Here is a 15,980-nt window from a genome sequence, read left to right on the forward strand (position 1 = left end):
CGGAGTCTCTCAGGGCACGACCAGCTTCTTGCGAATGGCATAGCGGACCAGTTCGGCCGTCGACGACATTCCGAGCTTGCGCATGGCCGACGCACGATGGGTCTCGACGGTCTTCACGCTCAGCTTCAAAATGGTGCTCATGGATCTGTTGGTATGCCCTTCCGCAATCAATTGGACCACGCTCTGCTCGCGCGACGTTAGCAGCATGTCCGACTTGCCATGCTTGTTGAGCTGGTAGTCATGGAGCAGCTTCTCCACCAGGGCGCTGGTGAAGTAGGGCCTGCCGTCGAGCAACGCCTCGATTGCGGAAATCAGGTGCTTCTTGGCATCCGACTTGAACAAGAAGCCGCGAACTCCGGCCAGAACGGCTTCAGTCAGCAGTTCTTCGTCCTCGTGCATCGTCAGGATCAGAACTTCCGTGGGCAGATCAAGTGCCTTGAGCCGGCGGCTGACCTCCAGCCCGTTCATGAGTGGCATCGAATAGTCGACGATTACGATGTCCGAGCTCGTCTCCACGGCCAGACCAACGGCTTGCTCACCATTGGTCGCCTCGCCGGCGACGATCCAGTTGGACTGCGTTTCGACAATCGCGCGAAGCCCTGAACGTACGACTGCATGATCATCCGCAATCAAGATGCGTTTCATGGCGTCGTTCTCGTTTTCCGGCCGCAATCAATGGAGACGGCCGGCAGCCGCTAGGTCGAACGATCATGCCGATCATGGCTCGAAGCGCCATCCTGCAAAACCCTGAGCTGCGTCGGCGAATGTACCGACGTGGCCGCCTTCAAGGAGATCCCGCGGACCGACGCGCTGTCATGCCTCAACCAGCTGTGCGCGAACGGCATACCGGACCAGACCTGCGGTTGAGTTCACCTCCAGCTTGCGCATCGCAGCCGCCCGATGTGCCTCGGTTGTCTTGACGCTGAGGTTCAAGATCGCACTGATGCCCTTGTTGCTGTAGCCTTCAGCTACCAGCTTGACGACGAGCTGTTCGCGTGGCGTAAGCCCGCGACGCCGATCTGCTTCGCTGCCCGCGCCGTGATCCAGTTCGTTCCGGCAGCTTTCGCTGCAGAACCGCTTATGCACCAAAAGTGCGTCGACGGCCGCCAGCAGCATTCTGTTCGCGTCCGATTTCGCCAGAAACGCGCGTGCGCCGGCCTCGAACGCCTGCTGCGCAAGCAGACCGGACTTGTGCACCGTGAAGATCAAGACCTCCGTCTGCAACGGATAGTCCCTGATCCGCCGCGCAACCTCCACTCCCGTCATTCGCGGCATGGAGAAGTCGACGATAGCCACATGCGGCCGGCTTTCGATAGCCGCGGTCAGCGCCTTGCTGCCGTCGTTCGCCTCGGCAACCACCTCCCAATCCGCTCGCTGTTCGAGCACCGCTCGCAAGCCCAATCGCACCGCTTCGTGATCATCCGCGATAAGAAAGCGTTTCATGGCAGAGCACTCCAATGTCGCTATACGGCAGCCATTCCCACCCGCCACCGATAACCTTCTTCTTCTTGCCTCAGTGGGTGCCAGCTTGGGCCCTCCCGAAGCCCGCGGCCTTTCGCCGGCCACGCTTGTTCGTCGCCAGCCCATGCGGAAACTCCGCGCGCAGGACGGTGCCGGAGAGCTGTATTGCCGGATCGGAGTGGATATCCAATGACCCTCCGATCTGTTCGAGACGTGCCCTCATCGCGGGAATTCCGACGCCGATGGATATGGTTTTCGCGCCTTGCTTCGCGTAGTCGGCGCGCATCCCCCGCCCATTATCAGTGACCGTCAGTCGAAAATGACGGCCGATCGCATCGATAACGATGCTCACTTCCGTCGCGTGCGCATGGCGGAATATGTTCGTGAGGGCTTCCTGGACGATCCGCAGCAAGGCGCGTTGCTTCTCGTAAGGTAGCCTGTCGACGTCGGGCACGATCCTGGTCGTGACCCGCAACGAGGTGCGGGCCGCAAATCCGTCAGCATAGTGCTCGATCGCGGCCTTGAGTCTGTCGATCGTCAGATTCTGGGGGTGTAGCAGATAGGAAAAGGCACGGATTTCCCTGAGTGCCTCGTCGATAGACGCGTCGATCTCATCGCAAAGCCGTTCGGCGCCGACCGGGTCGCTCATGTTACGCCGGAGCCGCATGAGACCGAGACTCGCGGCAATCAAATGCTGACATGTCGAATCATGGAGATCGGAAGCAATCCGCTGCTGGATATCCTCCTGAATGGACGCCAAATTGGCCCCGACGTGCAGATCATCGACTCCTTCGGTCGCGGCTTCGAATGCACCATGACGCATGGTACGATGGCTGCCGATCAGCCGGATCGCGCCAGTTGTTACGGGATCCACAACGGGAACGATGGTCGTCTCCATATTTTGCCGCCGGTCGCCAAGTGCGAGACGATGGCGAATCCTCACTTCCGTACCTTCCGCAACACAGGCGCGAAGGGCTTCATAGATGGATCTGGCGTCATCCCTGCTCATGCAACTGGAGACGTCCATCTCCCGGATGTCATCGGATGAAATGCCGAGATGCGACTCGAAGGCCGGATTGATCCCCTCATAGACGAAGCGTCCGCCAGGCGAAGGGCGCACTACGAAGAGAAAGTCGGCCGAGCACATCCAGTACAGCCGGTCGCTGGCTTCTTCGAAACCGAGCCGGAACGACCCTGTGCCGCCGGTTCGAATTGGCTCGGGAGCGGGAAAGCTATGAGGCTTCACGGTACGCGCTCACTCTGCTGCGGAAACGCCCGACATTGAAGCTCGATATCGAGAGTCGCCGTCCTGCCCCGCAGGCGAGGCATCACCCTGGATCAGAGTACAGACGCCCGTGGGGTCCGCAGATTATACACCGTTAGGTTGATAGCGCCATAAGTAGTCGTAGCGCGAGATTGGAATCTCGAATTCGTGAGGGGAGACCTGAAGGGACCAAATATGCGGTTCGTGCCAGACCATTCGGCACTGGACTCAAAAGAGATGCAACAAATGCTAAAGTGCCACTTACAACTTTTACGAGCGACACAATTGTACAACAGCTTTATCGACACGTAAGCAACGCGCTCCGAGAATCATGCATATCGTTCTCGGATCGAGATCGGACGACATGTACCACTAGGCGCTAGCGGGTTCCGGCTCCGCTCGCGCTGGACTTCTTCTTCTTTCCTGCCTTCGCGCTCGGAGAAGGCTGTTGAGGCGGCGCGATCACCAGCGGATGAGACGGCACCTGGAGGCGGTTAATGCCGACGTCGTCCCTGAGTGCATCGGTATCCAGGCGCTGGCTTCGATCCACAGAATCGCGCGGGTCTGCGGCAGCGGCAGACGGCGCCGCTAGACCAACGGCGACTCCCATCAGCACCCACGCGCATTTCATCATCTTGCAAGCCCCTCAAAAAGCGAAGTCAAGTCGAGGACCGATCCTGAGGTCCCTGTAGCGCCGCACCGCAACATTCGATGTCCGCGCCTCGTACAACACACTGGTCGTCAGCGACACGTTGCTGGTAAAATTGTACTTCACACCCAGGTCCGCCGAGTAGATCTGGTCCTGCCGCCCCCGGTTCAGCCCGTCGGTGAACCAGAAGGCTTCGAACAGCGGCGTGCTCACGATCGACCATTTCGGATCGAGCTTGACCTCGATGCCGAGCAACGCGTCGAAGCGCCAGCGGCGAGCTTCCGCGAGGTCGGAAAACCGGTAGGTCACAAGCAACAGCGGCGAGAGTGTCACATTATTCATGCGGAAGTCCCGCGCCACCGAGCCCATCACGTCATGCGAAGTGAAGGCAAGGTCCCGGTAGACACCGTCGAAATCATATCGGTTCTCGTAGATGGCGGAGAAGCGCCAGCCGTCCCAATTCTCCGTCAGGCGCGCTCCCACGCGTGCGACTGCAGCGTTGCCATCCTTCTCCCTCGCAAACGCCTCGTATTGGGCGCGAGCGTAGAGCCGGTAAGAAAGGTCATTTGTCAGATTCCCGTCCAGCCTGACGCTCACGTCAGGCTCGTAGTAGAAATCCGATTTGCGGTTGTCCCGGCTGAACAAGGCATTGTCGGTGAACGTCGGTGCAACGGAGCCAACGACGCTCCATGACGGAGCGGAGTAATACGGTACGGGACTGCTCGCCTTCAGCTCGGTCAGATCAACATCCGCGGCCCACGCGGTGCTTGCTCCAAACAATCCAACGACCGGCAACAGAACGATAGTTCCACGCATGGCATGCCCCGATGGCTTCTGCGTACACCAGGAATCGCCTCAGATTGGGCAGCGATTGTGGCGTGTTAATGATATGATTTTAAATCAGGGATTGAACCGACAGATTGCCATTTCGTAAAATGCCGGAAGCTCCCGACGCTGCGGAACAGACGCCGGGGAACTCACTCTGCATCTGACGCGATCGGTTGCGTTGCCCCGAGAAAAGTGGAACGGCGCGCTGGCCTCACGGCCAAGCCCACTCGATCCGCCTAGTAGTCCACTGCATCCCTGGTGATCGGACAGGTCATGCAATGACCGCCTCCCCGGCCCCGCCCGAGCTCTGCACCGACGATGGTGATCACCTCGATCCCTTCCTTGCGCAGCAACGTGTTGGTGTAGGTATTGCGGTCATAGGCAAACACCACGCCCGGGGACGCGCAAACCAGATTGGCGCCGCTGTCCCACTGCGTCCGCTCGCGCATATAGGCGTTGCCACCGGTCTCGACCACGCGCAGCTTCTTCAGGCCAAGGGCCTCAGCCACCACATCCACGAACGGCTTTTCGTCCCTGCGCAGTTCGAGGCCGGCGGAATTGTCGGCCGGCCGGTAGGAAAAGGCCGCGATGTTGTTGACGATGTCGGGATAGAGCAGAACGCAATCCCGGTCGGCGAACGTGAAGACCGTATCCAGATGCATAGCGGCGCGGAGCTTCGGCATCGCAGCCACGATCACACGCTCGGCCGCCTTTTTCCTGAACAAGGCCGCGGCGACCTGGCTGATCGCCTGCCGCGACGTGCGCTCGCTCAACCCGATCAGGACGTTGCCCTTGCCGATCGGCATCACGTCGCCGCCTTCCAGCGTCGCGAGACCGTGGTCCCGCGTCGGATCGCCCCACCAGACATTGACCTTGCCGGCGAAATCCGGATGGAACTTGTAGATGGCGGTGGCGAGGATCGGCTCTTCATGCCGCGCCGGCCAATAGAGCGAGTTCAGCGTGACCCCGCCGTAGATCCAGCATGTCGTGTCGCGCGTATACAAGGTGTTGGGCAGCGGCGGCAGCAGATACTCGGTCATACCGGCGGCCTCGCGGACGAGCTTGAGCATCTCGCCGCCATGGGCGTCCGGGAAGTCATGGGTCGAAACGCCCCCGATCAGCGTTTCGGCCAGTTCGCGCGGCGTGAGGCTCTCCAGGTAGCCCCTGAGTTCGTCGACGAGACCGAGACCGACCTGATCGGGAACAACCTGGTTGTCGAGGATCCACTTCCTGGCCTCGGGGATCGCGACCGTCTCGGTCAGCAGGTTGTGCATCTCGACGACTTCGATCCCGCGATCGCGCATCTTCTGCACGAAATCGAAGTGATCGCGCTTGGCGTTTTCGACCCACAGGACGTCGTCAAATAGCAGCGTGTCGCAATTGGAAGGCGTGAGGCGCTGATGGGCGCGGCCGGGTGAGCAGACCATGACCTTACGGAGCTGACCGACCTCCGAATGAACGCCAAAGGGACTATTGGATTCCGATGCCTGCTTTGCCATGGGACTGCCCTTGAGGGTTGCCTTGCCTAGATCGTGATGTAGCCGGTGGCCAATCCGTGAATCCCGACAGCAGCGCCGACGGCGGCTGCGATGAAGATGCCCCACTCGACGGCCGTGAAGACCCTCGCCTTCTGTTCCAGGCGCGCCCAGAAATAGAGTGCCGTGCCGGGCGCGTAGAGGATCAGGGACAGCAGCAGGAACTTCATTCCGGCCGAATAGATCAGGAACAGCGTGTAGATGACGGCGATGCCGGCAAAAATCGTGTCGCGCGTTCGCTCACTGCCGCTCTTCTCATAAGTCTCGCCCCGCCTGACGAGCAGAAGCCCGTAGGCTGCGACAAGGAAGAACGGAATGAGCGACATCACGCTCGTCAGATTGAGCATCAACGCGAACGCATCCTGCGACCAATATGTGCTGATGACGAAGAGCTGGACGATCACATTGGTGAGCCAGAGCGCCGCGGCGGGCACCTTGTTCGCATTTTCCTGGCCGAACAACGCCGGCATATCCCTGGTCCGGCCGGCGGCAGAGAGCACCTCGGCACAGATCAGCGACCAGGCGAGATAGGCCCCCAACACCGAAACCAGAAGTCCAATGCTGACGAAGATCGCGCCCCAATGCCCGACCACGGCCTCCAGGACCGTCGCCATGGACGGCTGCCGCATGCCGGCGATCTCGGCGCGGAGCAGCACGGCATATGGCAGCATGGTGACGAGCACCATCAGGCTCGTGACGATCGCAAACCCGAGCAGGGTTGCAGCACCGACATGCGCACGCTCCTTGGCGTAGCGTGAATAGACGCTGGCGCCCTCGATGCCGAGAAAGACAAACACCGTGACCAGCATGGTGGCGCGGATCTGCTCGAACAGGCCCTTGTCCGGCATGCCCACGCCGCCCCAGAAATTGCCGCGGAACATGTCGGCGTTGAACGAGACGATCAGGATCAGGATGAAGACCAGGATCGGCACGATCTTGGCGACAGTGACGATGGTGTTGATCGCGGCCGCCTGCTGCACGCCGCGCAGGATCATGAAGTGGAACAGCCAAATTCCGATCGAGGCCACGATGATTGCGGTGACCGTGTTTCCATCGCCAAAGACCGGAAAGAAGGCGCCCAAGGTCGACTTGATGAGGACCCAATAGGATACGTTGCCGATGCAGCTGCCGATCCAGTATCCGAATGCCGACAAGAAGCCGGGATAGTCGCCAAATCCTTCCTTCGCATAGGCATAGACGCCGGCATCGAGCTCAGGCTTTCGCTCGGCCAGCGCCTGGAACACCCGCGCGAGGGTGTACATGCCGCCGCCGGCAATGCACCAGGCGAAGATCGCGCCGAACGGACCGGTGGCGATGCCGAAAGTTCTCGGCAGCGAGAAGATCCCCGAGCCGACCATCGAGCCGACCACCATCGCGGTCAATGCGAACAGGGAGAGCTTTTGGATTGACGGCGTCCCAGTCATGTGAAGACCTCGCGACACGCGGGTGCGCAACATCCCGGCCGAGCGACTTTGCCGGCGGTCGCACGATGCGCCCTGGGCGACACCTGGAATATCGGGTGATTACCTAGTCGAGCGTCGGGATTTCCCTCGCCGGAAACAGCCACTCACGACGACGGTGGCGCGGAGGCCATGGCTGGTCCCTTCTCCCCGAACCAGGTCACGTACAATGTCGGCAGCAAGACAAGCGTCAGCACGGTCGCGACCAGCAGGCCGCCCATGATTGCAACGGCCATCGGCCCCCAGAATACAGTTGGAGCAATCGGGATCATGCCGAGAACGGTCGAGACCGCCGTCAGCATGATGGGACGGAAACGGGAGCTGCTGGCATCCACCGCCGCGTCCCATTGGCTCTTCCCCTGCGCGCGCTCCGCATCGATCTGGCTGATCAGGATCACCGCGTTCTTGCAGATCATGCCGAGCAAGGCGAGAACGCCGAGAATGGTGACAAAGCCCATCGGCCTGCCGGACAGCAACAGCGCGGCCACGACACCGATCATCCCGAGCGGAGCCACGCTAACGACCATGACCAGTCGCGAAAAGCTCTGCAGCTGGACCATCAGAACGGTGAACATGACGAACAGCATCATGGGAACCACGGCGAGCACAGACGCCTGCGATTTCCGGCTCTCCTCCACGGTCCCGCCGACGGCCACATCGTAGGATGCAGGAAGCGTCTTCCTCAGCTTTTCGATCGCAGGCGACAGAGCATCCACCATCGTATCGGGCAGCGTTCCGCCACCGATATCGGCACGCACCGTCAGGGTCGGGATGCGGTCGCGTCGCCAGATCAGCGGATGCTCCTGATGATATCCGAACGTCGCAAACTGGCTGAGCGACACCGTCTGTCCACCGGGCAGCGGCACCTGGAGCATGCGCAGGTTGGACAGCGAAATGCGCTGTTCGTCGATTGCCCGGGCCACCACGTTGACGAGATAAATGTCGTCGCGGACCTGGGTGACGACTGCGCCGGATATCACGGTGTTCAATACGCTCGATATCGCCTGCGAGCTCAGGCCGAGCCGGCGCGCTTCGTCCTGATCGACGTAGATCCGCAGCTGGCGCTCCGGCTCCATCCAGTCGAAGTTGATGCCCTTGGCCCTGGGATCCGCGGCCAGGATCTGCCCAACCTTGAGCGCAATCTCACGTACCTGCTCGACATCAGGTCCGCTGACGCGATATTGCAGCGGCCATCCGACAGGTGGGCCGAGGCCCAGAGGCGAAACCGACGAGACGGCCGCCGGGAACTCCTCCGCGAGACGACGTTCCAACCCCACCTGCAGGCGCTCGCGCGCTGCGACGTCCTTTGCCACGACAACCGCCTGCGTGAAGGAATCGTTCGGAAGCTCCACGCTCAGTGGGAGATAGAAGCGGATCGCACCGCGCCCCACATTGGTGCTCCAATGACGGACGTCCGGATCGGCGGCCAATGCTGCATCCAGGCGCTTGGCAGCCATCTCGCTCGCATGGATCGATGCGTTCTGCGGCAGGCTGAGGTCCACGAGCAATTCGGGCCGATCGGACGACGGAAAGAACTGTTGCGGGATCAACGGAAGCGCGAGAACGGACGCAACAAAGAGCGCCAGCGAGATCGCGATCGTCAGCCACTTGGCGCGCATCGCCAGCGTCAGAAAACTCCGATAAAAACGGAACATCGCGCCGGGCTCGGCAGCGCCCTTCCGCACCGGCGGGACAAGAATGACGACCCCCAGCAAGGGTGTGAAGACCACGGCAACGAGCCACGACACCAGGAGCGCGATCGCAACCACCGCAAACAGCGAGAACGTATATTCGCCGGCCGAGCTCGCGGCAAACCCGACCGGGATGAAGCCTGCGATGGTCACCAGCGTTCCCGCAAGCATGGCAAAGGCATGGCTGCGGTAGGCAAACGTCGCCGCGTCGACCTTGCTGTCGCCTTGCGCCAGCCGATTGAGCGTTGCGTCGGTGGTCGTCATCGCATCGTCGACCAGCAGTGCGAGCGCGATGATCAGTGCTCCCAGCGATATCCGCTGCATGTCGACGCGAGCGATCTCCATGATCGGAAACACGATGGCCAGCGTCAACGGGATGGCAAGCGCGATGATGAGGCCGGGACGGATTCCGAGGCTGATGAAACTCACCACCAGGATGATGGCGATCGCCTGAAGGAGCGAGGTCATGAATTCGCCGATCGCGCCCCCGACCACGACTGCCTGGTCGGCAACGAGGATCGGCTCGATTCCGATCGGGAGGTCGGCGGTGATCTCCGCCATCACCTTCTTGACGTTTCTGCCGAGCGCAAGAATGTCGCCGCCGTCGCGCATTGCGATGGCAAGCCCGATTGCAGGCTGGCCGTTGACCCGGAACATCGGTTGCGGCGGATCCACGTAGCCGCGCCGCACCTGCGCGATGTCGCTCAGGCGAATCGTGCGTCCTCCCGCGACGAAATTGACGCCGGCGATGTCCTGCTCCGACTGAAAACCGCCTGACACCCGCACGGAGATGCTTTCCTTGCCGGTCTGGATCACGCCCGCCGGGCGGACGATATTTTGCGATTGCAGCGCCGCGAGCAGGGCCGCCCGATCGACGCCCAGGGTTGCGAGTTCCTGCTTGGAGAATTCGACGAAGATCACCTCGTCCTGCGCACCGAGGAGCTCGATCTTCGACACGTCATGGACCTGAAGCAATCGGGAACGGATGCCCTCGACGTGATCTCGCAACTCCCGTTGCGTGAAGCCGTCGCTGGTGAAGCCGTAGACGATGCCGAACGTGTCGCCGAAGTCGTCATTGAAGCCCGGACCGACAACTCCGGCCGGCAAGGTGTGCCGCATGTCGCCGATGTTCTTTCTCACCTCATACCAGGTGTCGGAAACCTGCCTCGCGTTCGCACTTCCTTCCAGGTTGACGAAAATGGTGACGAGACCCGCCCGGGTGAAGCTGCGCAGGAAGTCCAGATGGGGCGTCTCCTGCAATTGGCGCTCGAGCCGCTCCGTCACCTGCTTCATCGTCTCTTCGGCCGTTGCCCCCGGCCAGGCCGCCTGAACGACCATGGTCTTGATGGTGAAGGAGGGATCCTCGTTTCGGCCCAGCCGGAAATACGCCAGCCCCCCGGCGATCACGGCAACCATCATCACATAGACGACGAGCGAGCGATGCCTGAGGGCCCAGTCGGAGAGATTGGGCCCGGTCATGGCTCTGACCCGAGCAGGCGCACCTTCTGGCCCGGGTGAAGCGCCTGCACGCCCGCGGTGACGACGATTTCTCCGGCGTCCAACCCCTGCGAGACGATGACCTGTGCCTGGTCGAAACGCAGGATATCAACGTTGCGCGCCGAAACGACGTTCGTCGACGGATCGACAACCCACACGGCCGGCCGTTGATTGATCCGCGTCAACGCGGTTGCCGGTATGTCGATCACCGGCCCGGAACTGGTTTCGACGCGGCCGTTGACGGTCGCGCCGAGCCGCATCGCCGCCGGCGGATCCGTCAAGCCGACCTTGACCTCGAAGGTGCGGGTGACTGGATCGGCTTGTGCCGCGATCTGACGAATGCGGCCTCGCGCCGTGATCTTCGGATCGTCCGTCAGGCTGACGGTGACCTGCACGTCGGCTGGGGCCGATCTGACCATCTGAGCAGGAACATCGAAGATTGCGTCGCGGCCGTCCTGTCTGGCGATCCTCGCGATCATTTGCCCGGCCTGAACGACCTCGCCGGCCGACGGCCCCGTCGCGGTGATCTTGCCCGGCGCGTCGGCTCGCAGTTCGGTGAAACTGACGAGATCGTGCGCAGAACTCAATTGCGCCTCCGCCGCCTCGACCTGCGACTGGGCGGTCTGTCGCGCTTGCGTCGCCGCCTCGAAATTGGCGCGCGTGGTCCACCCTTGCGCCAACAGAGTCTCCTGGCGCTCGTAATGATTGCGCGCCTGCGTCAACTGGCCCTGCGCAGCGGAAAGAGCAGCCTTCGCCTGCCGCAATGTGCTCAGCTCGTTCTGGGGCTCCAGTTGCGCCAGCAACTGCCCGGCCTCGACCCTGTCACCGAGCCTGGCCTCGTTCGCAAGCAGACGCCCGGAGATCCGGAAAGCGACGCTGACTTCGTCCTCCGCCTCGATGCGCCCCGTGAAGGTCAGCGGCATCAGGCTCTCACGCTTCTCGATCGTCGTGGTCCGGACCGGACGCGGAGACGACTTCGTTGTTTCCACCTGACGGTCACACGCAGCCAGGATCGACGCGGATGCAACTGCCATCAGCGTCAGTGCAATGGCTTGCCGAGGTGTCGTTCGGCGACCGCGCATAGCCAAGCTCCTCAAATTCCTGAGACGTTGCCGAGCAGGTCAGCCTTTCCCGAGGTTGCGATTTCGCGGCATCGCCCCTCGGTATTCTTGCCCATGGGATCGGCCGCACACATCGGCAAATCTACCCGGTGCGGCCGGATGCAATCGCGGTTACGGCACGGAGCAAACGCAGGCAAAAACCTGACGAGGCGTGACAACCGTCCGACAGCGCTCTGGGGAATTCCCGACGCCTGATCAGGCAATCACCCAATATCGCCGGGCTCATCAAGAGCGCACCGTTCCACGCTCAGATGAAGCGATCGAGCGCGGCGGCTTGACGAATGAGAGGGCCCTCAGGAAAACGGGACGCACATACGGGCGTCGGAGTCGGGGCGTCCTGGCGAAGCGCGGCGTCCCGAGCGGCATGGTTCCTCTGCCTTTGGCTCGTGCTTGCCGGCGCCTCTCTCGATGACATTCCTGCCGCAACAATCGCCGTCGCGACGGCAACCTGGACGAGCCTGCGTTTGCTGGAGCCTGGCACGTCGCGGCGCTCACCTCGCGCGATCCTCCGACTGGCGCTTCTGTTCCTGTACCAGTCCATTGTGGCCGGAGTGGACGTCGCAAGGCGCGCACTCGATCCCGACCTGCCGCTGCGCCCTGGATTCGTCGCGTATCCAACCCGCCTTCCGCGTGGCCTGCGTCGCAACGTGTTCGCTACTCTCACCAGCCTGTTGCCAGGCACCGTGCCGGCCGGAGAGGAGGAGGCGCAACTCCTCTATCACTGCCTCGACGTCGATCAGCCCGTGATCGCCGAACTTGATCAGGAGGAGGCGGCCTTGGCTCGAGCGCTTTACAATGACTGAGTTCCTGACGGTCGCGGTCGGCTTCATTCTGGCCATGCTGGCGCTTGGACTGTTGTCGATCCTGCGTGGCCCAGGCGACGCTGATCGAGTCATGGCGACGCAACTGATTGGGACCGGAGGCATTGCGACACTGCTGCTGCTCGGCACCGCGGCGAGCATACCCGCAGCGATCGACGTGGCTTTGACCCTGGCGCTGCTCGCCACCTTCACCTCCATCGCGTTCGTCAAGAAGGGACTTTCCCGCTTCGCGGTCGATGGAACCGCCCCAACGGAGGACGAATGAGCCTCGCACGCGACGTGATGACGATCGCGGCAGTGTCGGCCGGCGCGTTCTTTTTTCTGGCCGGCACGGTCGGCCTGCTTCGCTTTCCCGATACCCTGACGCGCCTGCACGCGCTGACCAAGGCGGACAATCTCGGCCTCGGTCTGGTCGTGCTCGGACTGCTCCCGCAGGCAGCGAGTCTTCGCGACGGGTTGAAGCTGGTTGGTATCTGGCTGCTCGGCCTGCTCGCGGGCGCCACCGTCTCGCAACTGATTGCGCGCGCGGCGCGCCAAGGCCAGTTGAACCGATGAGCATTGCGACGGTCTTCGAAATCGTCCTTGCCGCGGTCGTGCTGACCCTCGGCGTCTGGACGATCGTCGTGCCCGAGACGTTTTCGGCCACGGTCGGGTTCGTCGCCTATGGACTGCTGGTGGCACTCATCTGGGTACGCCTCGATGCTGCCGACGTCGCACTGACCGAGGCCGCAATCGGCGGCGGGCTCGGCGGCGTCTTGCTGCTGGGCGCGGCGGCGCGGTTGCGGGATGCCGACATGATGGCAGACGCAAGGCCAGGCAAACTGCTGCGAGCCGGCGCCGCAGCGCTGTCTGTACTGACGGCTGCGTTGCTGGCCGGCGTGGTCCTGCTGCTACCCGATCCTGCTCCGACCCTTGCTCCGGCTGCTGTTGCAAATGCCTGGGCGACGGGCCTGTCCAACCCCGTCACCAACGTGCTCATGGCGTTCCGCGCCATGGATACCATGCTCGAGAAGGTCGTGCTGTTGCTGGCCATCATCGGTGTTTGGTCGCTTGCGCCTGACGGCGCGTGGGGCGGCCGTCCCGGGCTGCGCCACCAAGCCGATCCACGTGGCGTTCTCGCCTTTCTTGCGCGGCTGCTGCCACCGATTGGCATCGTCATCGGGATCTATATCCTCTGGACCGGTTCCGACCATCCCGGCGGAGCTTTTCAGGGCGGCGCGATTCTCGCGTCGATGTGGCTGCTGGCCATCATGGCCGGATTGGCGGACACGCCGCTCGTGAGCCATCGATCGGTACGGTTCATCCTCGTTGCCGGACCCGGCCTGTTCCTGCTCGTCGGCCTTGCCGGCCTTCTGTTTGGCGCCGCATTCCTCTCCTATCCGCCGGCGCTGGCCAAGCCGCTGATACTTGGCATCGAAATCGCAATGACCCTGACGATCGCAGCGACGCTCGGACTGCTGCTCGCCGGTGCGCCGGAACGGAGCACGGAGCCGTGAGCGGCGTGACGGTGTTCGGATTGTGCGCTGCTGCCGCCGTCGGACTCGGGCTCTACGGCCTGATCACGAACCCCCAGCCCCTCCGCAAGATCATCGCCTTCAATCTGCTCGGCAGCGGCGTATTCCTCCTGTTCGGCGTCGTTGGACGGCGCGGTGCGGCGGCAGGGATGGGCAACGATCCCGTGCCGCAAGCCTTGGTGATTACCGGCGTCGTCGTCGCGTTTTCCGCAACGGCTTTGGCAATTGCACTGCTGCTGCGGCTGTTCCAGACGAGCGCCTCCGTGGCGCAGAGCAGTCGCGCCTCGCCGGGCGATGACCCAGATCAGGCTGGTGGCTGATGCTGCCCCCTGCCCCAGCGCTGGACGCTACAACAACCCCAACCGGCTTCCTGCTGGTGCTGTCGATTGCCATACCCATCGCGGGTGTTCTGCTGGCCTTCGTTCTGGGCGAACGATACGTCAGGCTGGTCGCATTCGCGACGATCCCGCTGGGGCTGACGATCGTCGTGACGATTCTGGCTGCAGTTCCACAGCGCATGGGCCCTCTCGTTTACCTGCTCGGCGCCTGGCCGCCGCCGCTGGGGGTGGCGCTGCGCGCGGACGGATTGTCGGCCGTGATGCTTGCGGCAACCGCGGTCGTGATCTCCGCAGTCGCCGTCTATGCCGGTACTGAATTCGCCGTCACGACGACCAAGGCCCGCGCGCCATTCGCGTTCTGGATCCTGCTGCTGGCGGTCTGGGCCGCGCTGAACGCAATCTTTGTCGGTGGAGACCTCTTCACGCTTTATGTTGCCCTGGAATTGCTGACATTCGCCGCGGTGCCGCTGGTCTCGCTGGATGGCCGCCCGGAGACCCTGCGAGCGGCGATACGGTATCTGCTCTTCGCGTTGCTCGGCTCCGTGCTCTATTTGCTGGGCACGGCACTGCTCTATGGTCTCCATGCCACCCTGGATATCGTGCTGTTGTCGCATCGGATTGGAGCAGAGCCGGCCTCGCTCGTCGCGGCGGCATTGATGACATCAGGTCTTCTGGCCAAGACCGCGCTCTTTCCGTTGCATCTCTGGCTGCCGCCGGCCCACGCGGGCGCGCCAGTTGCCGCCAGTGCGATCCTGTCTGGCCTCGTCGTGAAGGGATCTTTCTTCATCATCGTGCGGCTCTGGTTCCAGGTGATGCCCGGGCTGCCCGGTTTCGCCGCCACGCAATTGCTCGCCGCGCTGGGAGCGGCGGCGATCGTGTTTGGAAGCGTTCTCGCCTTGCGCCAGGAACGACTGAAGCTCCTGATCGCGTATTCAACGCTGGCCCAGATCGGGTATCTCTTCGTGATGTTTCCGCTCGCGTTCAATGCCTCTGGTCGCCTGGAGAGTGGCGGGGCCCTGGCGGGCGGCCTGCTACAGGCTGGCTCTCATGCCACTGCGAAGGCGGCGATGTTCATGGCCGCCGGATCGATCTACGCCGGGCTCGGCCACGATCGCATCACGGGGCTCGGCGGTATCGCGCGGGTCCTGCCCTTGAGCGTGCTGACGTTTGCCTTCGCCGGCATCGCGCTGATCGGCGTGCAGCCGAGTGGCGCATCCCTGGCGAAAGACCTCTTGCTTCAGGCCGCGACCGAGAGGCAGCAATGGTGGTGGGTGGTCGTGCTCCAGGCGGGCGGGGTATTCACTGCCGCCTATGTTTTGTTGGTTCTGGCTCATGCGCTGGCCCCTCCGGACAAGCCCGTTGTATTGACGGGCCCGGCACCGCGCCTTCGGGACGTGGCGGCGCTCGTCCTGGCGCTCTGCTCGTTATTGCTCGGCCTCGTGCCTTGGGAACCGTATCTGCCTGTCCCGTACATTTCGCCGCCCGATCTCTCCGGTCTCGGGACGCTCTCCAAATCGCTGTTGCCTGTCCTGGGAGGCGTGGTGCTGGCAATCCTGCTCAGCCCCTGGCCGCACCCGTTTGCGTCTTCGGTGCGCTGGAAGGTCTCAATCGGCGTGCTCAATCGATTCCGACGGGGCTGCTGCGCGTTCAGTAGCTATGTTGAAAGGGGCAACGGTGTTCTCTGCGAGTGGCCGGCGGCAAGCACCTGCCTTCTGATGCTGGCGCTGCTGTTCAGCGTGTTGATGCTTGTGGCCGCGTGAGGCGCGAGCTCATGCATCGGAACAGGTCAGACCCAGGTGTT

At 62.7% G+C, this 15,980-nt stretch carries 14 protein-coding genes; 6 read left to right on the forward strand and 8 right to left on the reverse strand.

The genetic code is table 11. The features are described 5' to 3' along the window. Positions 1–9: 9 nt before the first annotated feature. The 8 genes from XI08_RS00390 to XI08_RS00425 all read right to left on the reverse strand — a co-directional run bounded on the left by XI08_RS00390 (position 10) and on the right by XI08_RS00425 (position 11,467). A complete protein-coding gene (locus XI08_RS00390) occupies positions 10–645 on the reverse strand; it encodes a response regulator (protein ID WP_027548827.1) in 636 nt (211 codons plus the stop codon). Positions 646–813: 168 nt separating this feature from the next. Beyond that, positions 814–1,443, reverse strand: coding sequence for a response regulator (locus tag XI08_RS00395; protein WP_027548828.1), 630 nt, complete (start codon positions 1,441–1,443; stop codon positions 814–816). A gap of 70 nt (positions 1,444–1,513) precedes the next feature. Beyond that, positions 1,514–2,707 carry a sensor histidine kinase gene (locus XI08_RS00400; RefSeq protein WP_271572873.1) on the reverse strand — a complete coding sequence of 398 codons (1,194 nt, stop codon included), beginning with the start codon at positions 2,705–2,707 and terminating at the stop codon, positions 1,514–1,516. Between the two features lie 664 nt (positions 2,708–3,371). Next, a complete protein-coding gene (locus tag XI08_RS00405; protein WP_245284431.1) occupies positions 3,372–4,169 on the reverse strand; it encodes an outer membrane beta-barrel protein in 798 nt (265 codons plus the stop codon). Positions 4,170–4,438: 269 nt separating this feature from the next. Beyond that, the gene (gene arcA, locus XI08_RS00410) at positions 4,439–5,701 is read right to left on the reverse strand and encodes an arginine deiminase (protein WP_271572874.1); all 1,263 of its coding nucleotides are present in this window, start codon (positions 5,699–5,701) and stop codon (positions 4,439–4,441) included. A 26-nt stretch (positions 5,702–5,727) separates the two neighbouring features. Further along, positions 5,728–7,161, reverse strand: coding sequence for a basic amino acid/polyamine antiporter (locus XI08_RS00415; protein WP_271572875.1), 1,434 nt, complete (start codon positions 7,159–7,161; stop codon positions 5,728–5,730). Between the two features lie 143 nt (positions 7,162–7,304). Next, positions 7,305–10,367, reverse strand: a complete 3,063-nt coding sequence (locus tag XI08_RS00420; protein WP_271572876.1) for an efflux RND transporter permease subunit — start codon at positions 10,365–10,367, stop codon at positions 7,305–7,307. Further along, complete coding sequence (locus tag XI08_RS00425; RefSeq protein ID WP_271572877.1) at positions 10,364–11,467, reverse strand: efflux RND transporter periplasmic adaptor subunit; 1,104 nt, start codon at positions 11,465–11,467, stop codon at positions 10,364–10,366. The genes XI08_RS00420 and XI08_RS00425 overlap by 4 nt, the downstream gene beginning before the upstream one ends. A gap of 320 nt (positions 11,468–11,787) precedes the next feature. On the opposite strand from XI08_RS00425, the gene XI08_RS00430 reads away from it, so the two are divergent. From XI08_RS00430 to XI08_RS00455, 6 genes are read left to right on the forward strand one after another with little or no spacing between them, the layout of a single operon-like run. Beyond that, entirely contained in the window at positions 11,788–12,309 is a 522-nt protein-coding gene (locus tag XI08_RS00430; protein ID WP_271572878.1) for a Na+/H+ antiporter subunit E, read from the forward strand. Next, on the forward strand, positions 12,302–12,592 hold the full coding sequence (locus tag XI08_RS00435; protein WP_271572879.1) for a monovalent cation/H+ antiporter complex subunit F: 291 nt from the start codon (positions 12,302–12,304) through the stop codon (positions 12,590–12,592). Before XI08_RS00430 ends, XI08_RS00435 begins: the two co-directional genes overlap by 8 nt. Beyond that, entirely contained in the window at positions 12,589–12,882 is a 294-nt protein-coding gene (locus XI08_RS00440; protein ID WP_271572880.1) for a monovalent cation/H(+) antiporter subunit G, read from the forward strand. Before XI08_RS00435 ends, XI08_RS00440 begins: the two co-directional genes overlap by 4 nt. Continuing rightward, the gene (locus XI08_RS00445) at positions 12,879–13,823 is read left to right on the forward strand and encodes an MnhB domain-containing protein (RefSeq protein ID WP_271572881.1); all 945 of its coding nucleotides are present in this window, start codon (positions 12,879–12,881) and stop codon (positions 13,821–13,823) included. Before XI08_RS00440 ends, XI08_RS00445 begins: the two co-directional genes overlap by 4 nt. Next, entirely contained in the window at positions 13,820–14,161 is a 342-nt protein-coding gene (locus XI08_RS00450; RefSeq protein ID WP_271572882.1) for an NADH-quinone oxidoreductase subunit K, read from the forward strand. Before XI08_RS00445 ends, XI08_RS00450 begins: the two co-directional genes overlap by 4 nt. Continuing rightward, the gene (locus tag XI08_RS00455; protein ID WP_271572883.1) at positions 14,161–15,939 is read left to right on the forward strand and encodes a complex I subunit 5 family protein; all 1,779 of its coding nucleotides are present in this window, start codon (positions 14,161–14,163) and stop codon (positions 15,937–15,939) included. The genes XI08_RS00450 and XI08_RS00455 overlap by 1 nt, the downstream gene beginning before the upstream one ends. Positions 15,940–15,980: the final 41 nt, after the last annotated feature.

The organism is Bradyrhizobium sp. CCBAU 11361 (genome assembly GCF_028128935.1).
In the GTDB taxonomy this organism is placed as follows: domain Bacteria; phylum Pseudomonadota; class Alphaproteobacteria; order Rhizobiales; family Xanthobacteraceae; genus Bradyrhizobium; species Bradyrhizobium niftali.